The 14513-nt window shown below is 70.2% G+C and carries 14 protein-coding genes; 7 read left to right on the top strand and 7 right to left on the bottom strand.

Annotated features, from left to right (window positions below; genetic code table 11):
* Positions 1-79: 79 nt before the first annotated feature.
* The gene (locus ACFWXC_RS29865) at positions 80-937 is read right to left on the bottom strand and encodes a hypothetical protein (RefSeq protein ID WP_384483380.1); all 858 of its coding nucleotides are present in this window, start codon (positions 935-937) and stop codon (positions 80-82) included.
* A 266-nt stretch (positions 938-1203) separates the two neighbouring features.
* Here ACFWXC_RS29865 and ACFWXC_RS29860 point away from each other — a divergent pair, with 266 nt between their 5' ends.
* From ACFWXC_RS29860 to cseC, 5 genes are all read left to right on the top strand, one after another.
* Positions 1204-2079, top strand: a complete 876-nt coding sequence (locus tag ACFWXC_RS29860) for an A/G-specific adenine glycosylase (RefSeq protein ID WP_384483379.1) — start codon at positions 1204-1206, stop codon at positions 2077-2079.
* 267 nt (positions 2080-2346) lie between these two features.
* On the top strand, positions 2347-2886 hold the full coding sequence (locus ACFWXC_RS29855) for a SigE family RNA polymerase sigma factor (protein ID WP_351748657.1): 540 nt from the start codon (positions 2347-2349) through the stop codon (positions 2884-2886).
* Positions 2874-3539, top strand: coding sequence for a hypothetical protein (locus ACFWXC_RS29850; RefSeq protein WP_384483378.1), 666 nt, complete (start codon positions 2874-2876; stop codon positions 3537-3539). Before ACFWXC_RS29855 ends, ACFWXC_RS29850 begins: the two co-directional genes overlap by 13 nt.
* A gap of 29 nt (positions 3540-3568) precedes the next feature.
* Positions 3569-4273 carry a two-component system response regulator CseB gene (cseB, locus tag ACFWXC_RS29845; protein WP_365800080.1) on the top strand — a complete coding sequence of 235 codons (705 nt, stop codon included), beginning with the start codon at positions 3569-3571 and terminating at the stop codon, positions 4271-4273.
* 11 nt (positions 4274-4284) lie between these two features.
* Positions 4285-5646, top strand: a complete 1362-nt coding sequence (gene cseC / locus ACFWXC_RS29840) for a two-component system sensor histidine kinase CseC (protein ID WP_384483377.1) — start codon at positions 4285-4287, stop codon at positions 5644-5646.
* Between the two features lie 158 nt (positions 5647-5804).
* Here the strand turns inward: cseC and ACFWXC_RS29835 are convergent, their stop codons facing one another.
* From ACFWXC_RS29835 to ACFWXC_RS29820, 4 genes are all read right to left on the bottom strand, one after another.
* The gene (locus tag ACFWXC_RS29835; RefSeq protein WP_384483400.1) at positions 5805-6668 is read right to left on the bottom strand and encodes a class I SAM-dependent methyltransferase; all 864 of its coding nucleotides are present in this window, start codon (positions 6666-6668) and stop codon (positions 5805-5807) included.
* Positions 6665-7096, bottom strand: a complete 432-nt coding sequence (locus ACFWXC_RS29830; protein ID WP_351748650.1) for a VOC family protein — start codon at positions 7094-7096, stop codon at positions 6665-6667. Before ACFWXC_RS29830 ends, ACFWXC_RS29835 begins: the two co-directional genes overlap by 4 nt.
* Before the next feature lie 44 nt (positions 7097-7140).
* Positions 7141-7581, bottom strand: a complete 441-nt coding sequence (locus tag ACFWXC_RS29825; protein WP_384483376.1) for a helix-turn-helix transcriptional regulator — start codon at positions 7579-7581, stop codon at positions 7141-7143.
* Positions 7582-7747: 166 nt separating this feature from the next.
* A complete protein-coding gene (locus ACFWXC_RS29820) occupies positions 7748-9352 on the bottom strand; it encodes an MDR family MFS transporter (RefSeq protein ID WP_384483375.1) in 1605 nt (534 codons plus the stop codon).
* A 159-nt stretch (positions 9353-9511) separates the two neighbouring features.
* Here ACFWXC_RS29820 and ACFWXC_RS29815 point away from each other — a divergent pair, with 159 nt between their 5' ends.
* The gene (locus ACFWXC_RS29815) at positions 9512-10111 is read left to right on the top strand and encodes a TetR/AcrR family transcriptional regulator (protein WP_384483374.1); all 600 of its coding nucleotides are present in this window, start codon (positions 9512-9514) and stop codon (positions 10109-10111) included.
* 13 nt (positions 10112-10124) lie between these two features.
* Here the strand turns inward: ACFWXC_RS29815 and ACFWXC_RS29810 are convergent, their stop codons facing one another.
* Positions 10125-10676, bottom strand: a complete 552-nt coding sequence (locus ACFWXC_RS29810) for a M23 family metallopeptidase (protein ID WP_384483373.1) — start codon at positions 10674-10676, stop codon at positions 10125-10127.
* A gap of 445 nt (positions 10677-11121) precedes the next feature.
* Here ACFWXC_RS29810 and ACFWXC_RS29805 point away from each other — a divergent pair, with 445 nt between their 5' ends.
* Entirely contained in the window at positions 11122-11724 is a 603-nt protein-coding gene (locus tag ACFWXC_RS29805) for an HAD family acid phosphatase (RefSeq protein ID WP_384483372.1), read from the top strand.
* Between the two features lie 150 nt (positions 11725-11874).
* On the opposite strand, the gene ACFWXC_RS29800 is transcribed toward ACFWXC_RS29805, so the two are convergent.
* A complete protein-coding gene (locus tag ACFWXC_RS29800; RefSeq protein WP_384483371.1) occupies positions 11875-14400 on the bottom strand; it encodes an ATP-dependent Clp protease ATP-binding subunit in 2526 nt (841 codons plus the stop codon).
* Between the last annotated feature and the right edge of the window lie 113 nt (positions 14401-14513).

The raw sequence follows: 14513 nt of genomic DNA, 5'->3' as shown, positions 1-14513 counted from the left end.
TCGCGTCAGCTGCACAGCTGCGGGCAGTCGTGCCGCTGGGGCGGCACCCTGCAAGCGCCGGTGAGCCCCCCGGCCCCGGCTAATCCGCCGCCAGTACGAAGGACGCCTGGGCCTTCGTGAAGCCCGGGGTGGCGGCTTCCAGCAGGTACGTGCCTGGCCCGGCCGACCCCGCCGAAGGCGTCGCGCACTGGGCAGCGCTCGGCCTGCGGTCCCACTTCAGGGTGTACGTGATGCTGCTCCCCGCCGGCACCCGGTACCACAGGGTCCCCGCCGCCTTCGGGCAGTCCGCCGACGACCAGTAGCTGTCGTCCGCGCTGGCCGGCGTGATCGTCAACACCGCGTTCTTCGGCCCGAGATCGACCTTGCAGTCGCTGGACGACGTGTTCTTCGCCGCGAGTTCGAAGGTCGGCGTCTGCTCCGGCGAGTACGAGTTGTGCAGGCTCTTCAGGCTCAACGACACGGCAGCGGCCGTGCAGTTGGGGAGGGTGGACGTCCCCGGCAGCGAGGCGACCGTACCGCCGGAGCCCGAAGTGACGTCCCCCGAGCCCGACGAGGACCCCGAAGAACCGCCGGAACCGGACGACGAGCCGCCGCCCGACCCACCCGAACTCCCGCCGTCGGAACCGGAACCGGAACCGGAACTGGAACCAGATCCGGTGCCCGTGCTGGACGACGCGCCGCCGCCCCCGCTCGACTCATCCCGCCCGCCCGGCGCCTGGCTGATCGCCGGCCCGCTGCCGGACGGCCCCGGCGTGATCGTGGACGCGGGATTCTTGCCGTCCGCCCCGTCGGCGCCCTTCTTGCCGCCCCCGCCGCTCGACGTGACGATCCAGGTGACCAGCAGCGCCAGCACGGCGACCACGGACACCATGACGACCCTCCGTCGCCAGTAGATGGAGGAGGGAAGCGGCCCGACCGGATTGCGCAGAGATCCCACGGCGCAAACTGTACGAGAGATCCGTGCACTTCCTCGCCCCACCCGCCGCTCAAACCTCAACTTTTCCGGATCATCATTTCGGCAACTCCCGTCGGCGCACCCTCTCTTCGCGTGACGGGCGCGAAGGACCGGTCCCGAGGGCGGATCCCGAGAGCGGATCCCGGGGACAGGCGCCCGAAGAACAGGCCCGGACCGGCGGCCGCCCGGCCTCGCCGTGAACCACGTCCAACCCAGCCGTGGCCGGACGTGGCAGGATCGGAAGGGCCATGACTGAGAAGCTCCACACCCCCGTGATCGCCTGGTTCGACGTCCATGCCCGTGACCTCCCCTGGCGCCGCCCGGAGGCGGGCCCGTGGGGGGTGATGGTCAGCGAGTTCATGTTGCAGCAGACCCCGGTCAGCCGGGTGCTGCCCGTCTACGAGCAGTGGCTGGCCCGCTGGCCGCGCCCCGCCGACCTAGCCGCCGAGGCGCCCGGCGAGGCGGTGCGCGCCTGGGGCCGGCTCGGCTACCCACGCCGCGCCCTGCGGCTGCACGGCGCCGCCGTCGCCATAACGGAACGGCACGACGGCGACGTACCGACGGATCACGCGCAGCTGCTCGCGCTGCCGGGCATCGGCGAGTACACCGCCGCGGCCGTCGCCTCCTTCGCGTACGGGCAGCGGCACGCCGTGCTCGACACCAATGTGCGGCGGGTGTTCGCGCGGGCCGTGACCGGTGTGCAGTACCCCCCGAACGCCACCACCGCCGCCGAGCGCAAGCTCGCCCGTGAGCTGCTGCCCGAGGACGAGCGGACCGCCGCCCGCTGGGCCGCCGCCTCCATGGAGCTCGGCGCGCTGGTGTGCACGGCGAAGAACGAGACGTGCCCGCGCTGCCCGATCGCCGGGGAGTGCGCCTGGCGGCTGGCCGGCAAGCCGGAGCACGAGGGGCCGCCGCGGCGCGGGCAGACGTACGCCGGTACCGACCGGCAGGTGCGCGGCAAGCTGCTGGCGGTGCTGCGCGAGGCGCACGTCCCCGTGCCGCAGGCGGCGCTCGACCGGGTGTGGCACGAGCCGGTGCAGCGGGCCCGCGCGCTGGACGGGCTGGTCTCGGACGGGCTGGTGGAGCCGCTCGCGGGCGGCCTGTACCGGCTTCCGCTGGGCTGACGTACAGCCACATCACAGGGGTAGGGGCCGTGTTACGGCCCCTACCACCTGGCAAATCGCCAAATAACCGACCATAAGACCCTGCCCTCTTACCCCGCGCCTACTTCCGTTACACAACCGACGGACAGCCGATTGCTACCCGCAGGCTGCTCCGCACAGCCCCGTGACAACAGGTCCGTAACTTCATTTCTGTGCCCGGCAGGACCGCGGGACAGCAGGAACTCAGGCACAGGGCCGGGGAAAACGGGGATCGGGAGGCGGTTGATCATGGCGCAGGGCGAGGTGCTCGAATTCGAGGAGTACGTCCGCACTCGACAGGACGCGCTGCTGCGCAGCGCCCGCCGGCTGGTCCCGGACCCGACGGACGCGCAGGACCTGCTCCAGACCGCGCTGGTCCGGACGTACGGCCGCTGGGAGACCATCGAGGACAAGCGGCTCGCGGACGCCTACCTGCGCCGGGTCATGATCAACACGCGGACCGAGTGGTGGCGGGCGCGGAAGCTGGAGGAGGTCCCGACCGAGCAGCTGCCCGACGCCTGCGTGGAGGACTCCACGGAGCAGCACGCGGACCGCGCCCTCCTCATGGACATCATGAAGGTTCTGGCACCGAAGCAGCGCAGCGTCGTCGTGCTGCGACACTGGGAGCAGATGTCCACGGAGGAGACGGCCGCCGCCCTCGGCATGTCGGCCGGAACGGTCAAGAGCACGCTGCACCGGGCGCTCGCCCGGCTCCGCGAGGAGCTGGAGTCACGCGACCTCGACGCACGCGCGCTGGAGCGTGAGGAGCAGGAGCGTTGCGCGGCCTGACCGGCACGGGGCCCAGCCGGGGCCCGGCGAGTGCACAGGCGGTGACCACGGCGGCGGCCGTGCTCGCCGCCCTCGCCCTTTTCGCCGCCGCCTGCGGCACCGGCGGCACCGGCGCCCGGGACGAGGGCCCGGCGCACGACGGCACCACGGAGAAGGCTCCGGCCGCCGCCCCCTCGCCCAACCCGTCCCAGACGTATGCCAAGGTCGACGCGGTCGCCCTGGTGAAGGCCGACCCGGCGGTCTCGACCACCGTGAAGCGGGACCTGAAGCCGTGCGCGGGCGACGAGTACCCGGTCGACGTGACCTACGGCGATCTGACCGGCGGCCCGGCCGAGGACGTCGTGGTGAACGTGCTGACCTGCGGGGACGCGGTCGGGGTGGGGGCGTATGTGTACCGCCGGGAGAGCGGCACGTACAAGAATGTGTTCAAGGCCGAGGAGTCCCCGGTCTACGCGGAGATCGACCGGGGCGATCTGAGCGTGACCAAGCAGGTGTACGAGAGGGGCGACCCGGTGTCGAGCCCGTCCGGTGAGAACGTGATCACCTACGGCTGGGACGCGGGGCGCTTCGTCCAGCAGGACTTCCACCACACCGACTACGGCAACGCGGCCGGGAACGGCGACGCCACGCCGGTCCCCTCCCCCGCCGGCTGAGCCCACACCGACCACACGAGAGAGCAGGGATGGCAGACCAGACCCACGTGCTGTTCGTCGAGGACGACGACGTCATCCGCGAGGCCACCCAGCTCGCCCTGGAGCGGGACGGCTTCGCGGTCACCGCCATGCCCGACGGGCTGTCGGGGCTGGAGGCGTTCCGCGCCGACCGGCCCGACATCGCCCTGCTGGACGTGATGGTGCCGGGCCTGGACGGGGTGAGCCTGTGCCGGCGCATCCGCGACGAGTCCACGGTGCCGGTGATCATGCTGTCGGCGCGCGCCGACTCCATCGACGTGGTGCTGGGTCTGGAAGCGGGCGCCGACGACTACGTCACCAAGCCGTTCGACGGCGCGGTGCTGGTCGCCCGGATCCGTGCCGTACTGCGGCGCTTCGGGCACGCCAGCGGCGGCGACCGGCCGCACGAGGACGCGGCCCCGGTGACCGGCCTCCCGCTCACCTTCGGCGAGCTGGAGATCGACACCGAGGGCATGGAGGTGCGCCGGGCCGGACAGCCGGTCGCGCTCACGCCGACCGAGATGCGGCTGCTCCTGGAGTTCTCCTCGGCACCGGGGACCGTACTCTCCCGCGACAAGCTGCTGGAACGCGTCTGGGACTACGGCTGGGGCGGGGACACTCGGGTCGTCGACGTCCATGTGCAGCGGCTGCGGACGAAGATCGGCCAGGACCGGATCGAGACGGTCCGCGGTTTCGGTTACAAGCTGAAGGCCTGAGCGGGGCGGCCATGCGGGGGCTCATCAGATCCATCCGGAGATCCATCCGGCACCGAGGTCCGAGGCTGCGCACCGGGCTCCGGTGGAAGCTGAGCGCGGCGATCGCGCTGGTCGGCGCGCTCGTCGCGGTCGCGCTGAGCCTGGTGGTGCACAACGCCGCCCGGGTCTCGATGCTGGACAACGCACGTGAGCTGGCCAACGACCGGCTGCAGATCGGCCAGCGCAACTACGAGCTGTACGGGCGGGCGAACTTCCCCGACGTCAAGGTCGACGACCCCCGGCTGCCGCCGGCGCTGCGCGAGCGGGTGGACGCGGGCCGCCGGGCGACCGATGTCATCGACCACGGCGGCGCGCCGGACATCTGGGCGGCGGTGCAGGCCAAGGACGGGCGGGTGCTGTCCCTGCACAGCACCTTCGCGAACCGGAGCAGCGATGTGCTCAAGGACCTCGACCAGGCCCTCGTCATCGGCTCCATCGCGGTCGTGCTCGGCGGCAGCGCGCTCGGCGTGCTGATCGGCGGGCAGCTCTCGGTCCGGCTGCGCAAGGCGGCGGCCGCGGCCAACCAGGTCGCCCAGGGCGAGCCGGACGTGCGGGTGCGGGAGGCGATCGGCGGGGTCGTACGGGACGAGACCGACGACCTGGCGCGCGCGGTGGACGCCATGGCGGACGCGTTGCAGCAGCGGCTCGAGGCCGAGCGGCGGGTGACGGCCGACATCGCGCACGAGCTGCGTACGCCGGTGACCGGGCTGCTCACGGCCGCCGAACTGCTTCCGCCGGGCCGTCCGACCGAGCTGGTCCTCGACCGGGCGAAGGCGATGCGCACCCTCGTCGAGGACGTGCTGGAGGTGGCCCGGCTCGACAGCGCCTCCGAGCGGGCCGAGCTCCAGGACATCATGCTGGGCGAGTTCGTCGCCCGGCGGGTGGCCGCGAAGGATCCGGCGATCGAGGTGCGGGTGGTGCACGAGTCGGAGGTCACCACCGATCCGCGCCGCCTGGAGCGGGTGCTGTTCAACCTGCTCGCCAACGCGGCGCGGCACGGCAGGCCGCCCATCGAGGTGACCGTCGAGGGCCGGGTCATCCGGGTCCGCGACCACGGCCCCGGCTTCCCCGAGAAGCTTCTCGCGGAGGGCCCGAGCCGATTCCGTACCGGCACCGAGGACCGCGCGGGGCAGGGCCACGGACTGGGCCTGACCATCGCGGCCGGCCAGGCCCGCGTCCTGGGCGCCCGGCTGACCTTCCGCAACGTCCGGCCGGCGGGCGCGCCCGAGCACATCCGGGCGGAGGGCGCGGTGGCCGTGCTGTGGCTGCCGGAGCACGCCCCGACGGCCACGGGAAGCTATCCGATGCTGCCGGGACCGACAGCGAGCCGGTGAGCCACTGAACGGCTGAGGCTCGGGTCGTGCCCGACTGAGGGCCGGGCCGGCTCAGGTCAGGGGCGGCTCAGGGCGTGACCGACTGAGGTGCGGCCGGCTCAGGTGCGGCCGGCTCAGGTGCGGCCGGCTCAGGTGCGGCCGGCTCAGGTGCGGCCGGCTCAGGTCAGGGCCACGAGGAGTTCCTCGCCGCGGGACGGGCGCAGGCCGTCGGTCCGGTCCGCGAAGTAGCGCTCGGCCAGCTCCTCGGCGGGCACGTGCCGGGTGTCGCGGAAACCGGCCTCCGTGGCCAGGGCCGCGATCCGCTCGGGCGCGTAGAAGCTCAGGAAGGGCGTGCCGGAGGCCCGCGCGCCCCGCTGCGCCACCCGCAGTTGCTCCCGCTGGTCCGGCTCGACGTCCTCGATCGGCCGCAGGAACGTCGTGACCAGCGTCGACCCGGGGGCCAGCCCGGCGATGCGGCGGAGGGTGGCGGCCACGGCGTCCTCGGTGAGGTACATGGTGACCCCGGCGGAGGCGACCACGGCCGGCCGGCCCGGATCGAAACCGGCGTCCACCAGCTGCCCCCACCAGTCCCCCTCGAAGTCCACCGGCACCAGCCGCAGCCAGCCGGGCACGCCGTACCCCAGCTCGGTCAGCCGCCGCCGCTTCCACGCCACGGCCCCGGCCCGGTCGGCCTCGAACACCCGGAGCCCGGCGGCCACGGCGTCGGACGCACGGCGCTGCGCGAAGGTGTCCAGACCGGCGCCCAGCACGACGTACTGGTCGACCCCGCGCCCGGCCGCCGTCAGCACCAGGTCCTCGACGAACCGGGCCCTGGCCACGATGGACGCCCGGGTCCGCCGGGTGGCCTCGGCGTCCATGTCCGGCCGCGCCCGCCAGTCGTCCCCGGCCTCCGGTCCGGCGAGCCGCAGCCCGGCCTCGTTCTCGATGACGTACGGCGGCGGGTCGGCGCGCAGATGCAGCGCCCGCCACAGGGCGACGCGAACGGCGGTGTGATCGGGGCCCTCGTGCACGGACACGGTCAGAACTCCTTGGAGAAGTCGAGCTCCTCGCTGCGCTCGGTCAGCGAGTACCAGTTGCCGTTGTCGTCACGGAAGATCGCCTCGATGCCGTACGGCCGTTCCTTGGGCTCCTGGATGAACTCCACGCCCCGCGCCCGGAAGGTCTCGTAGTCCCCCCGGCAGTCGTCGGTGCGGAACGCCCCCGCGCCCAGGGCGCCCTTGGCGACCAGCGTGCGCAGCGCCGCCGCGGACTCGGGATCGAGCCCCGGCCCGTCCACCCGCATCAGGGCGAGCTCGACGCCGGGCTGGCCCTTGGCGCCGACGGTGACCCAGTGCATGTCACCCATGGCGATGTCGTCGCGTACCTCGAAGCCGAGCTTCTCGGTGAAGAAGGCCTTGGTGCGCTGCTGGTCGAAGGTCCACACGGTGGTGATGGCCAGGCCCTGGATCATGGCGGTGCTCTCCTGCCGGAAGGTCGCTGTTCCTGTCCGCCACGTTAGGCGGGCGGGTCGGCGGGGCGCTTCTCGGAAGTTGCGCTCCTGTCCCTGTCCCGGAAGCCGCCGGCCCAGAGCATGGCGTAGCAGCCGGGGATGAGGGAGGCGCCGCTGCCGACGTGCTCGGTCCGGTACTCGGTGGGACTGAGTCCGGTACGTGCCTTGAAGCGGCTGGAGAACGTACCCAGGCTGCTGAAGCCGACCAGATGGCAGATCTCGGTGACGGTGAGGTTCGCGCCGCGGAGCATCTCCTGGGCCCGCTCGATCCTGCGGTGCGTCAGGTACTGGCCGGGCGTCTCGCCGTACGCCTCCTTGAAGGCGCGGACGAAGTGATACCGCGAGTACCCGGCGTGCCCGGCGACCGCGTCGAGGTCCAGGTCCGGATCGGCCCAGTCCCGGTCCATGGCGTCCTTGGCGAGGCGCAGCCGGCGCAGTCTGTCCATGCGTCGATGCTAGGTCGACGCCGGAAGAGACCTTGGCCGGCGCCCGTACCGAGAAGACAACCGCGGGCCCGTACCGAGAAGACAACCGTGCGCCGGTCCCGGGAGGACAACCGAAAGCGGGTGGCCCCGGAGACGCTCGGTCCCCGGGGCCACCCGCACGCGTTTCTCAGACGGCCTCGACCACCGGCAGCGGTGCCGCCTCGTCGGAGCCGGCCTTCTGGGAGCCGCCGCGCAGCGGCACCTCCTTGACGAACACCGCCGCCACCACGACCGCCACGGCGATCACGGCACCGAGCAGGAACGCCGAGTGCGTGCCGGCCGACACCGCGTGCTGGTATGCCTCGCGCACCGCGGCCGGCAGCTTCGCCAGGCTCGCCGCGTCCAGCGAGGCCGACTGCTCGGTGACCTTCGAGCCCAGCCCCCCGGCCCGTGCGGCCATCTCGTCCTGGACCCGGTTGTTGAAGATCGCGCCCATGATGGCGACACCGAAGGAGGAGCCGAGCGTACGGAACAGGGTGGTCGACGAGGACGCGACGCCCATGTCCTTCATCTCCACGCTGTTCTGCGCGACCAGCATGGTGATCTGCATCAGGCAGCCCATGCCGAGGCCGACGACGGCCATGTACACACCGGAGACGAACCGCGTGGTGTCGGTGTCCATCGTGGACAGCAGGTACAGCCCGACGGTGAGGAGCACCCCGCCCACGAGGGGGAAGATCTTGTAGCGGCCGGTGCTGGTGGTGACCCGCCCGGCGACCATCGAGGTCACCAGCATCGCGCCGAGCATCGGAAGCAGCAGCAGACCGGAGTTGGTCGCGGACGCGCCCTGCACGGACTGCTGGTACAGCGGCAGGAAGAGCGTGGCGCCGAACATCACGAAGCCCACGATGAAGCCGATGATCGACATCAGGGTGAAGTTGCCGCTGCGGAAGATGTGCAGCGGGAGCACCGGCTCGGCGGCCTTGGTCTGCCAGAAGACGAAGCCGACCAGCGAGACGACGCCGATGGCGATCAGTTCCATGATCCGCGCGGACGTCCAGGCGTACTGGGAACCGCCCCAGGTGGTGACCAGCACGATCGAGGTGATGCCGAGGGTCAGCAGACCGGCGCCGAGGTAGTCGATGCGCGCCTTGCTCCGCTTCTTCGGCAGGTGCAGTACGGCGGTGACGGCGGCCAGCGCGACCACGCCGAGCGGCAGGTTGATGTAGAAGGCCCAGCGCCAGCCCCAGTTGTCGGTGATGGTGCCGCCGACCAGCGGTCCGCCGATCATCGCGAGCGCCATGACGCCCGCCATCATGCCCTGGTACTTGCCGCGCTCACGGGGCGGCACGAGGTCACCGATGATCGCCATGACGCCGACCATCAGACCACCGGCACCGAGCCCCTGAACGGCCCGGAACCCGATCAGCTGGCCCATGTCCTGGGCCATGCCGCTGAGCGCGGAGCCGATCAGGAAGATGACTATGGAGGTCAGGAAGGCGCCCTTGCGCCCGTACATGTCGCCGAGCTTGCCCCAGAGCGGGGTGGCCGCGGCGGTGGCGAGGGTGTACGCGGTCACGACCCACGACAGATGCTCGAGGCCGCCCAGATCGCCCACGATCGTCGGCATCGCCGTACCCACGATCATGTTGTCGAGCATCGCGAGCATCATCGCGACCATGAGCGCGAGCATCACGACCCGTACGCTCTTCGGCTCTTTCTCCGGTTTCCCGACCGCTTCGGGTGCCCCCGGTGTTTCCTGGCCGGTCTCGGCCGCCTGGGTGTCCGCCATCTCTCCCACTCCCCCTGGCGGCAGCTACTTACTTGCCGCCCGGCTAGTTCAGTACACTGGGAAGGTAGACCTGTCACTAGCCGGTCGTCAAGTAAGTTCTCGGAGCGGACGCCGGTGTCCGGCAGGGCGAGTTTTCGCGGGAGTGCGAGGAGTAAGAGGATGGGCGTCACCATGGACGGCACCAAGCAGCAGCGGCGCGGCAACACCCGCCAGCGCATCCAGGACGTGGCACTCGAACTCTTCGCGGAGCAGGGCTACGAGAAGACCTCCCTGCGGGAGATCGCCGAGCGCCTCGACGTGACCAAGGCAGCCCTGTACTACCACTTCAAGACCAAGGAAGAGATCCTGGTCAGCGTCTTCGAGGACCTGACACAGCCGATCCAGGACCTGATCGAGTGGGGCGAGGGCCAGCCGCACACCCTGGCGGTCAAGCTGGAGATCGTACGGCGTTACAGCCGGGCGCTGGCCGAGGCCGGGCCGCTGTTCCGCTTCATGCAGGAGAACCAGGCGACCGTGCGGGAGCTGCGGATCGGCGACACCTTCAAGGACCGGATGCGCGGCCTGCGGAACATCATCATCGACCCGGACGCGCCCCTGACCGACCAGGTCCGCTGCATCAGCGCGATGTTCACGCTGCACGCGGGCATGTTCGTCATGCAGGACCTGGAAGGCGACCCCGAGAAGAAGCAGGAAGCCGTTCTGGAGGTCGCCCTGGACCTGGTGACCCAGGCCCACCAGGGGTCGGATCGTTCCGCCTAGGCGATCACGCGCCTCAGACGGTCACGCCCTTGGCGCGGAGGAAGGCGACCGGGTTCACGGCGGAGCCGTAGTTCGGGGTCGTACGGATCTCGAAGTGCAGGTGCGGCCCGGTGGAGTTGCCGGTGCTGCCGGAGAGCGCGATGTGCTGGCCGGTCCTGACGATCTGGCCGACCTTGACGTCGACGCGGGACAGGTGCGCGTACTGCGAGTACTGGCCGCCGGCGTGCTTGATGACGACGGCGTTGCCGTACGCGGGACCGTCACCGGCTCCGTTGCCGCCGGCCTTGACGACGGTGCCGCCGTGCGCGGCGAGGACCTGGGTACCGGTCGGCACCGCGAAGTCCTGGCCGCTGTGCTTGGCGGCCCACATGCCGCCGGCCTGGTCGAAGCTCGCGGAGAGGGTGTACTTCTGCACCGGGTCGATCCAGGCGGCGGCACTGGAGGTGGCGGCCGACGCGACCCCCGACCCCACCACGGCCGTGACTCCCAGGCCGGCGGCCAGAACGGCGGCCCGCTTGCGGAGCGAGGACGTACGGGGGGCACGGAGAGCGGCGCGCAGGGACATCGAAACCTCGTGGAGTAGACAACGGGGACCCCCCTCCGGCACCGGCCGAAACCGACAGCCGCCGAACGGGGCATCTCTTGGTAACCCGAAAGCCGCGCGCCGCTCAAACAGCACCATCTACGACATCACCTAGTACCTATACGTAAAGTTGACCCTTTCTTGACAGAGCGCCCTTGACCGGGCAGCCCGGACCCCACCACCCCCACCCGATAGCGACATGGGGCAAAAACCCCCTTTAACGACCACCCCGTGTCCCACTATCCCGGCTAGTAACCGGCATTTCGCCCGTGCGCTATGTCACCGACGCCCGAGACCCGAAGCCATCGGGATGTGACCCACACCTCGCCCGACCTACCCGCAAGTAACCCCACGGTTCCCTCCGCGCCATATCCTCCACTCACCATGCCCCTGACACAGCCATGGACGTGAGAGGACACCCCCACCGATGACCACAGGCACCTGGACCCGCCGCATGTCCGTCACCGCCGTCTCCGTGGCCGCGCTCGCCGGGATGGCCGCGCCGGCCCAGGCCGCGACGGAGAGCAGCTCCACCACGGTCGACTACGCCACCTGGCAGCAGGACTGCCAGTCCGTGATGGACCAGGCCCTGCCCTACCTGAAGCAGCGCATCGCCGCCGCCGAGCCGGGCGAGCGGCAGGCGATCGTCTTCGACATCGACAACACCACCCTGGAGACCGACTTCGGCTTCAGCTTCCCCCAGCCGGCCAACAAGCCGGTCCTGAACGTCGCCCGGTACGCGCAGGAGCACGGCGTCTCCCTGTTCTTCGTCACGGCCCGCCCGGGCATCATCTACCTGCCGACCGAGTACAACCTCGAACACGACGGCTACGACGTCTCCGGCCTGTACGTCCGCGGCCTCTTCGACCTCTTCAAGGACGTCGCCGCCTACAAGACCGCCCAGCGCGTCGACATCGAGAACAACGGCTACACGATCATCGCGAACATCGGCAACAGCGCCACGGACCTCTCGGGCGGCCACGCGGAGAAGACGTACAAGCTGCCGGACTACAACGGCCAGCTGTCGTAGTCCCACCGCGTCCCGCGCGGCAGCTGTCGTAGTCCCACGGCAGCCCGCGCCGCAGCTGCCGTAGTGCCACAGCAGCCCGCGCGGTGGTACGCCAAAGGGGCCGGTGCTTCGAAAAAGCACCGGCCCCTTTCTTGGGCGAACCCCGAAGGGCTACGCCTCCTTGCTCAGGTTCGGGCCGGCTCCGCCGGCCGCCTGCTCGATCGGCGGGACGTCGGGGAGCGCCGACTTCTCCTCACCCCGGAAGGTGAAGGTCTTGGCCTCGCCCTCGCCCTCCGTGTCGACGACCACGATGTGACCGGGGCGCAGCTCGCCGAAGAGGATCTTCTCGGAGAGCGTGTCCTCGATCTCGCGCTGGATCGTGCGACGCAGCGGACGCGCGCCCAGCACCGGGTCGTAGCCCTTCTTGGACAGCAGCTCCTTGGCGGACTGGGAGAGCTCGATGCCCATGTCCCGGTCCTTCAGGCGCTCGTCCACCTTGCCGATCATCAGGTCGACGATCCGCAGGATGTCCTCCTGCGTGAGCTGCGGGAAGACGACCACGTCGTCGACGCGGTTGAGGAACTCGGGACGGAAGTGCTGCTTGAGCTCGTCCGACACCTTGTTCTTCATGCGCTCGTAGTTGGACTTCGTGTCGCCCGTGGCCGCGAAGCCCAGGTTGAAGCCCTTGGAGATGTCCCGGGTGCCGAGGTTGGTCGTCATGATGATGACCGTGTTCTTGAAGTCCACGACCCGGCCCTGGGAGTCGGTCAGGCGACCGTCCTCCAGGATCTGCAGCAGGCTGTTGAAGATGTCCGGGTGGGCCTTCTCGACCTCGTCGAAGAGGACGACGGAGAACGGCTTGCGGCGGACCTTCTCGGTCAGCTGGCCGCCCTCTTCGTAGCCCACGTAACCGGGGGGCGAACCGAAGAGACGCGACACCGTGTGCTTCTCGCTGAACTCCGACATGTCGAGGGAGATCAGCGCGTCCTCGTCACCGAAGAGGAACTCGGCGAGGGCCTTGGACAGCTCGGTCTTACCGACACCGGACGGGCCGGCGAAGATGAACGAGCCACCGGGACGCTTCGGGTCCTTCAGACCGGCACGCGTACGGCGGATCGCCTTCGACAGCGCCTTGACGGCGTCGACCTGGCCGATGACCCGCTTGTGGAGCTCGTCCTCCATGCGCAGCAGACGCGAGGACTCCTCCTCGGTGAGCTTGAAGACCGGGATGCCCGTGGCCGTGGCCAGCACCTCGGCGATCAGCTCGCCGTCGACCTCGGCGACGACGTCCATGTCGCCGGCCTTCCACTCCTTCTCCCGCTTGGCCTTGGCGGCCAGGAGCTGCTTCTCCTTGTCGCGGAGGGAGGCGGCCTTCTCGAAGTCCTGCGAGTCGATCGCGGACTCCTTGTCCCGGCGGACGGCGGCGATCTTCTCGTCGAACTCGCGCAGGTCCGGCGGAGCGGTCATCCGGCGGATGCGCATCCGGGAACCGGCCTCGTCGATCAGGTCGATCGCCTTGTCCGGCAGGAAGCGGTCCGAGATGTAGCGGTCGGCCAGGGTGGCCGCCTGGACCAGCGCCTCGTCCGTGATGGAGACCCGGTGGTGGGCCTCGTACCGGTCACGCAGACCCTTGAGGATCTCGATCGTGTGCGGCAGGGACGGCTCGGCGACCTGGATGGGCTGGAAGCGGCGCTCCAGGGCCGCGTCCTTCTCCAGGTGCTTGCGGTACTCGTCCAGGGTGGTGGCACCGATGGTCTGCAGCTCACCGCGGGCCAGCATCGGCTTCAGGATCGAAGCCGCGTCGATGGCGCCCTCGGCGGCACCCGCACCGACCAGCGTGTGCAGCTCGTCGATGAACAGGATGATGTCACCGCGGGTGCGGATCTCCTTGAGCACCTTCTTCAGGCGCTCCTCGAAGTCACCGCGGTAGCGGGAGCCGGCGACCAGGGCGCCGAGGTCCAGGGTGTAGAGGTGCTTGTCCTTGAGGGTCTCGGGCACCTCGCCCTTGACGATGGCCTGGGCGAGGCCCTCGACGACGGCGGTCTTGCCGACGCCGGGCTCACCGATCAGGACCGGGTTGTTCTTGGTACGGCGGGACAGCACCTGCATGACCCGCTCGATCTCCTTCTCGCGCCCGATGACCGGGTCGAGCTTGGACTCACGAGCGGCCTGGGTGAGGTTCCGGCCGAACTGGTCAAGGACCAGGGACGTCGAGGGGGTGCCCTCGGCAGGGCCGCCGGCGGTGGCGGTCTCCTTGCCCTGGTAACCGGAGAGCAGCTGGATGACCTGCTGCCGCACCCGGTTGAGATCAGCGCCCAGCTTGACCAGGACCTGGGCGGCGACGCCCTCGCCCTCACGGATCAGGCCGAGCAGGATGTGCTCCGTGCCGATGTAGTTGTGGCCCAGCTGAAGGGCCTCGCGGAGCGACAGCTCCAGGACCTTCTTGGCACGGGGGGTGAAGGGGATGTGCCCGGACGGGGCCTGCTGCCCCTGCCCGATGATCTCCTCCACCTGCTGGCGGACCGCCTCGAGCGAAATCCCGAGGCTCTCAAGGGCCTTGGCGGCGACACCCTCACCCTCGTGGATCAGGCCCAGGAGGATGTGCTCGGTGCCGATGTAGTTGTGGTTGAGCATCCGGGCTTCTTCCTGAGCCAGGACGACAACCCGCCGCGCGCGGTCGGTGAACCTCTCGAACATCGTTAATCGCTCCTCAGAGCGGTCAGGCAGTGGGGGGAACTTCCCCTCTCTGTCCTTCCGCAGCTTAGTCCCGCAAGCGGGGACCGCTCATTCCAACTGCCGACACCGTCGAT

The organism is Streptomyces sp. NPDC058683, from assembly GCF_042716195.1.
Taxonomy (GTDB): Bacteria; Actinomycetota; Actinomycetes; order Streptomycetales; family Streptomycetaceae; genus Streptomyces.
The sequence above is the reverse complement of the archived record's forward strand: the minus strand, read 5'-3'. Positions and strand labels throughout refer to the sequence as shown.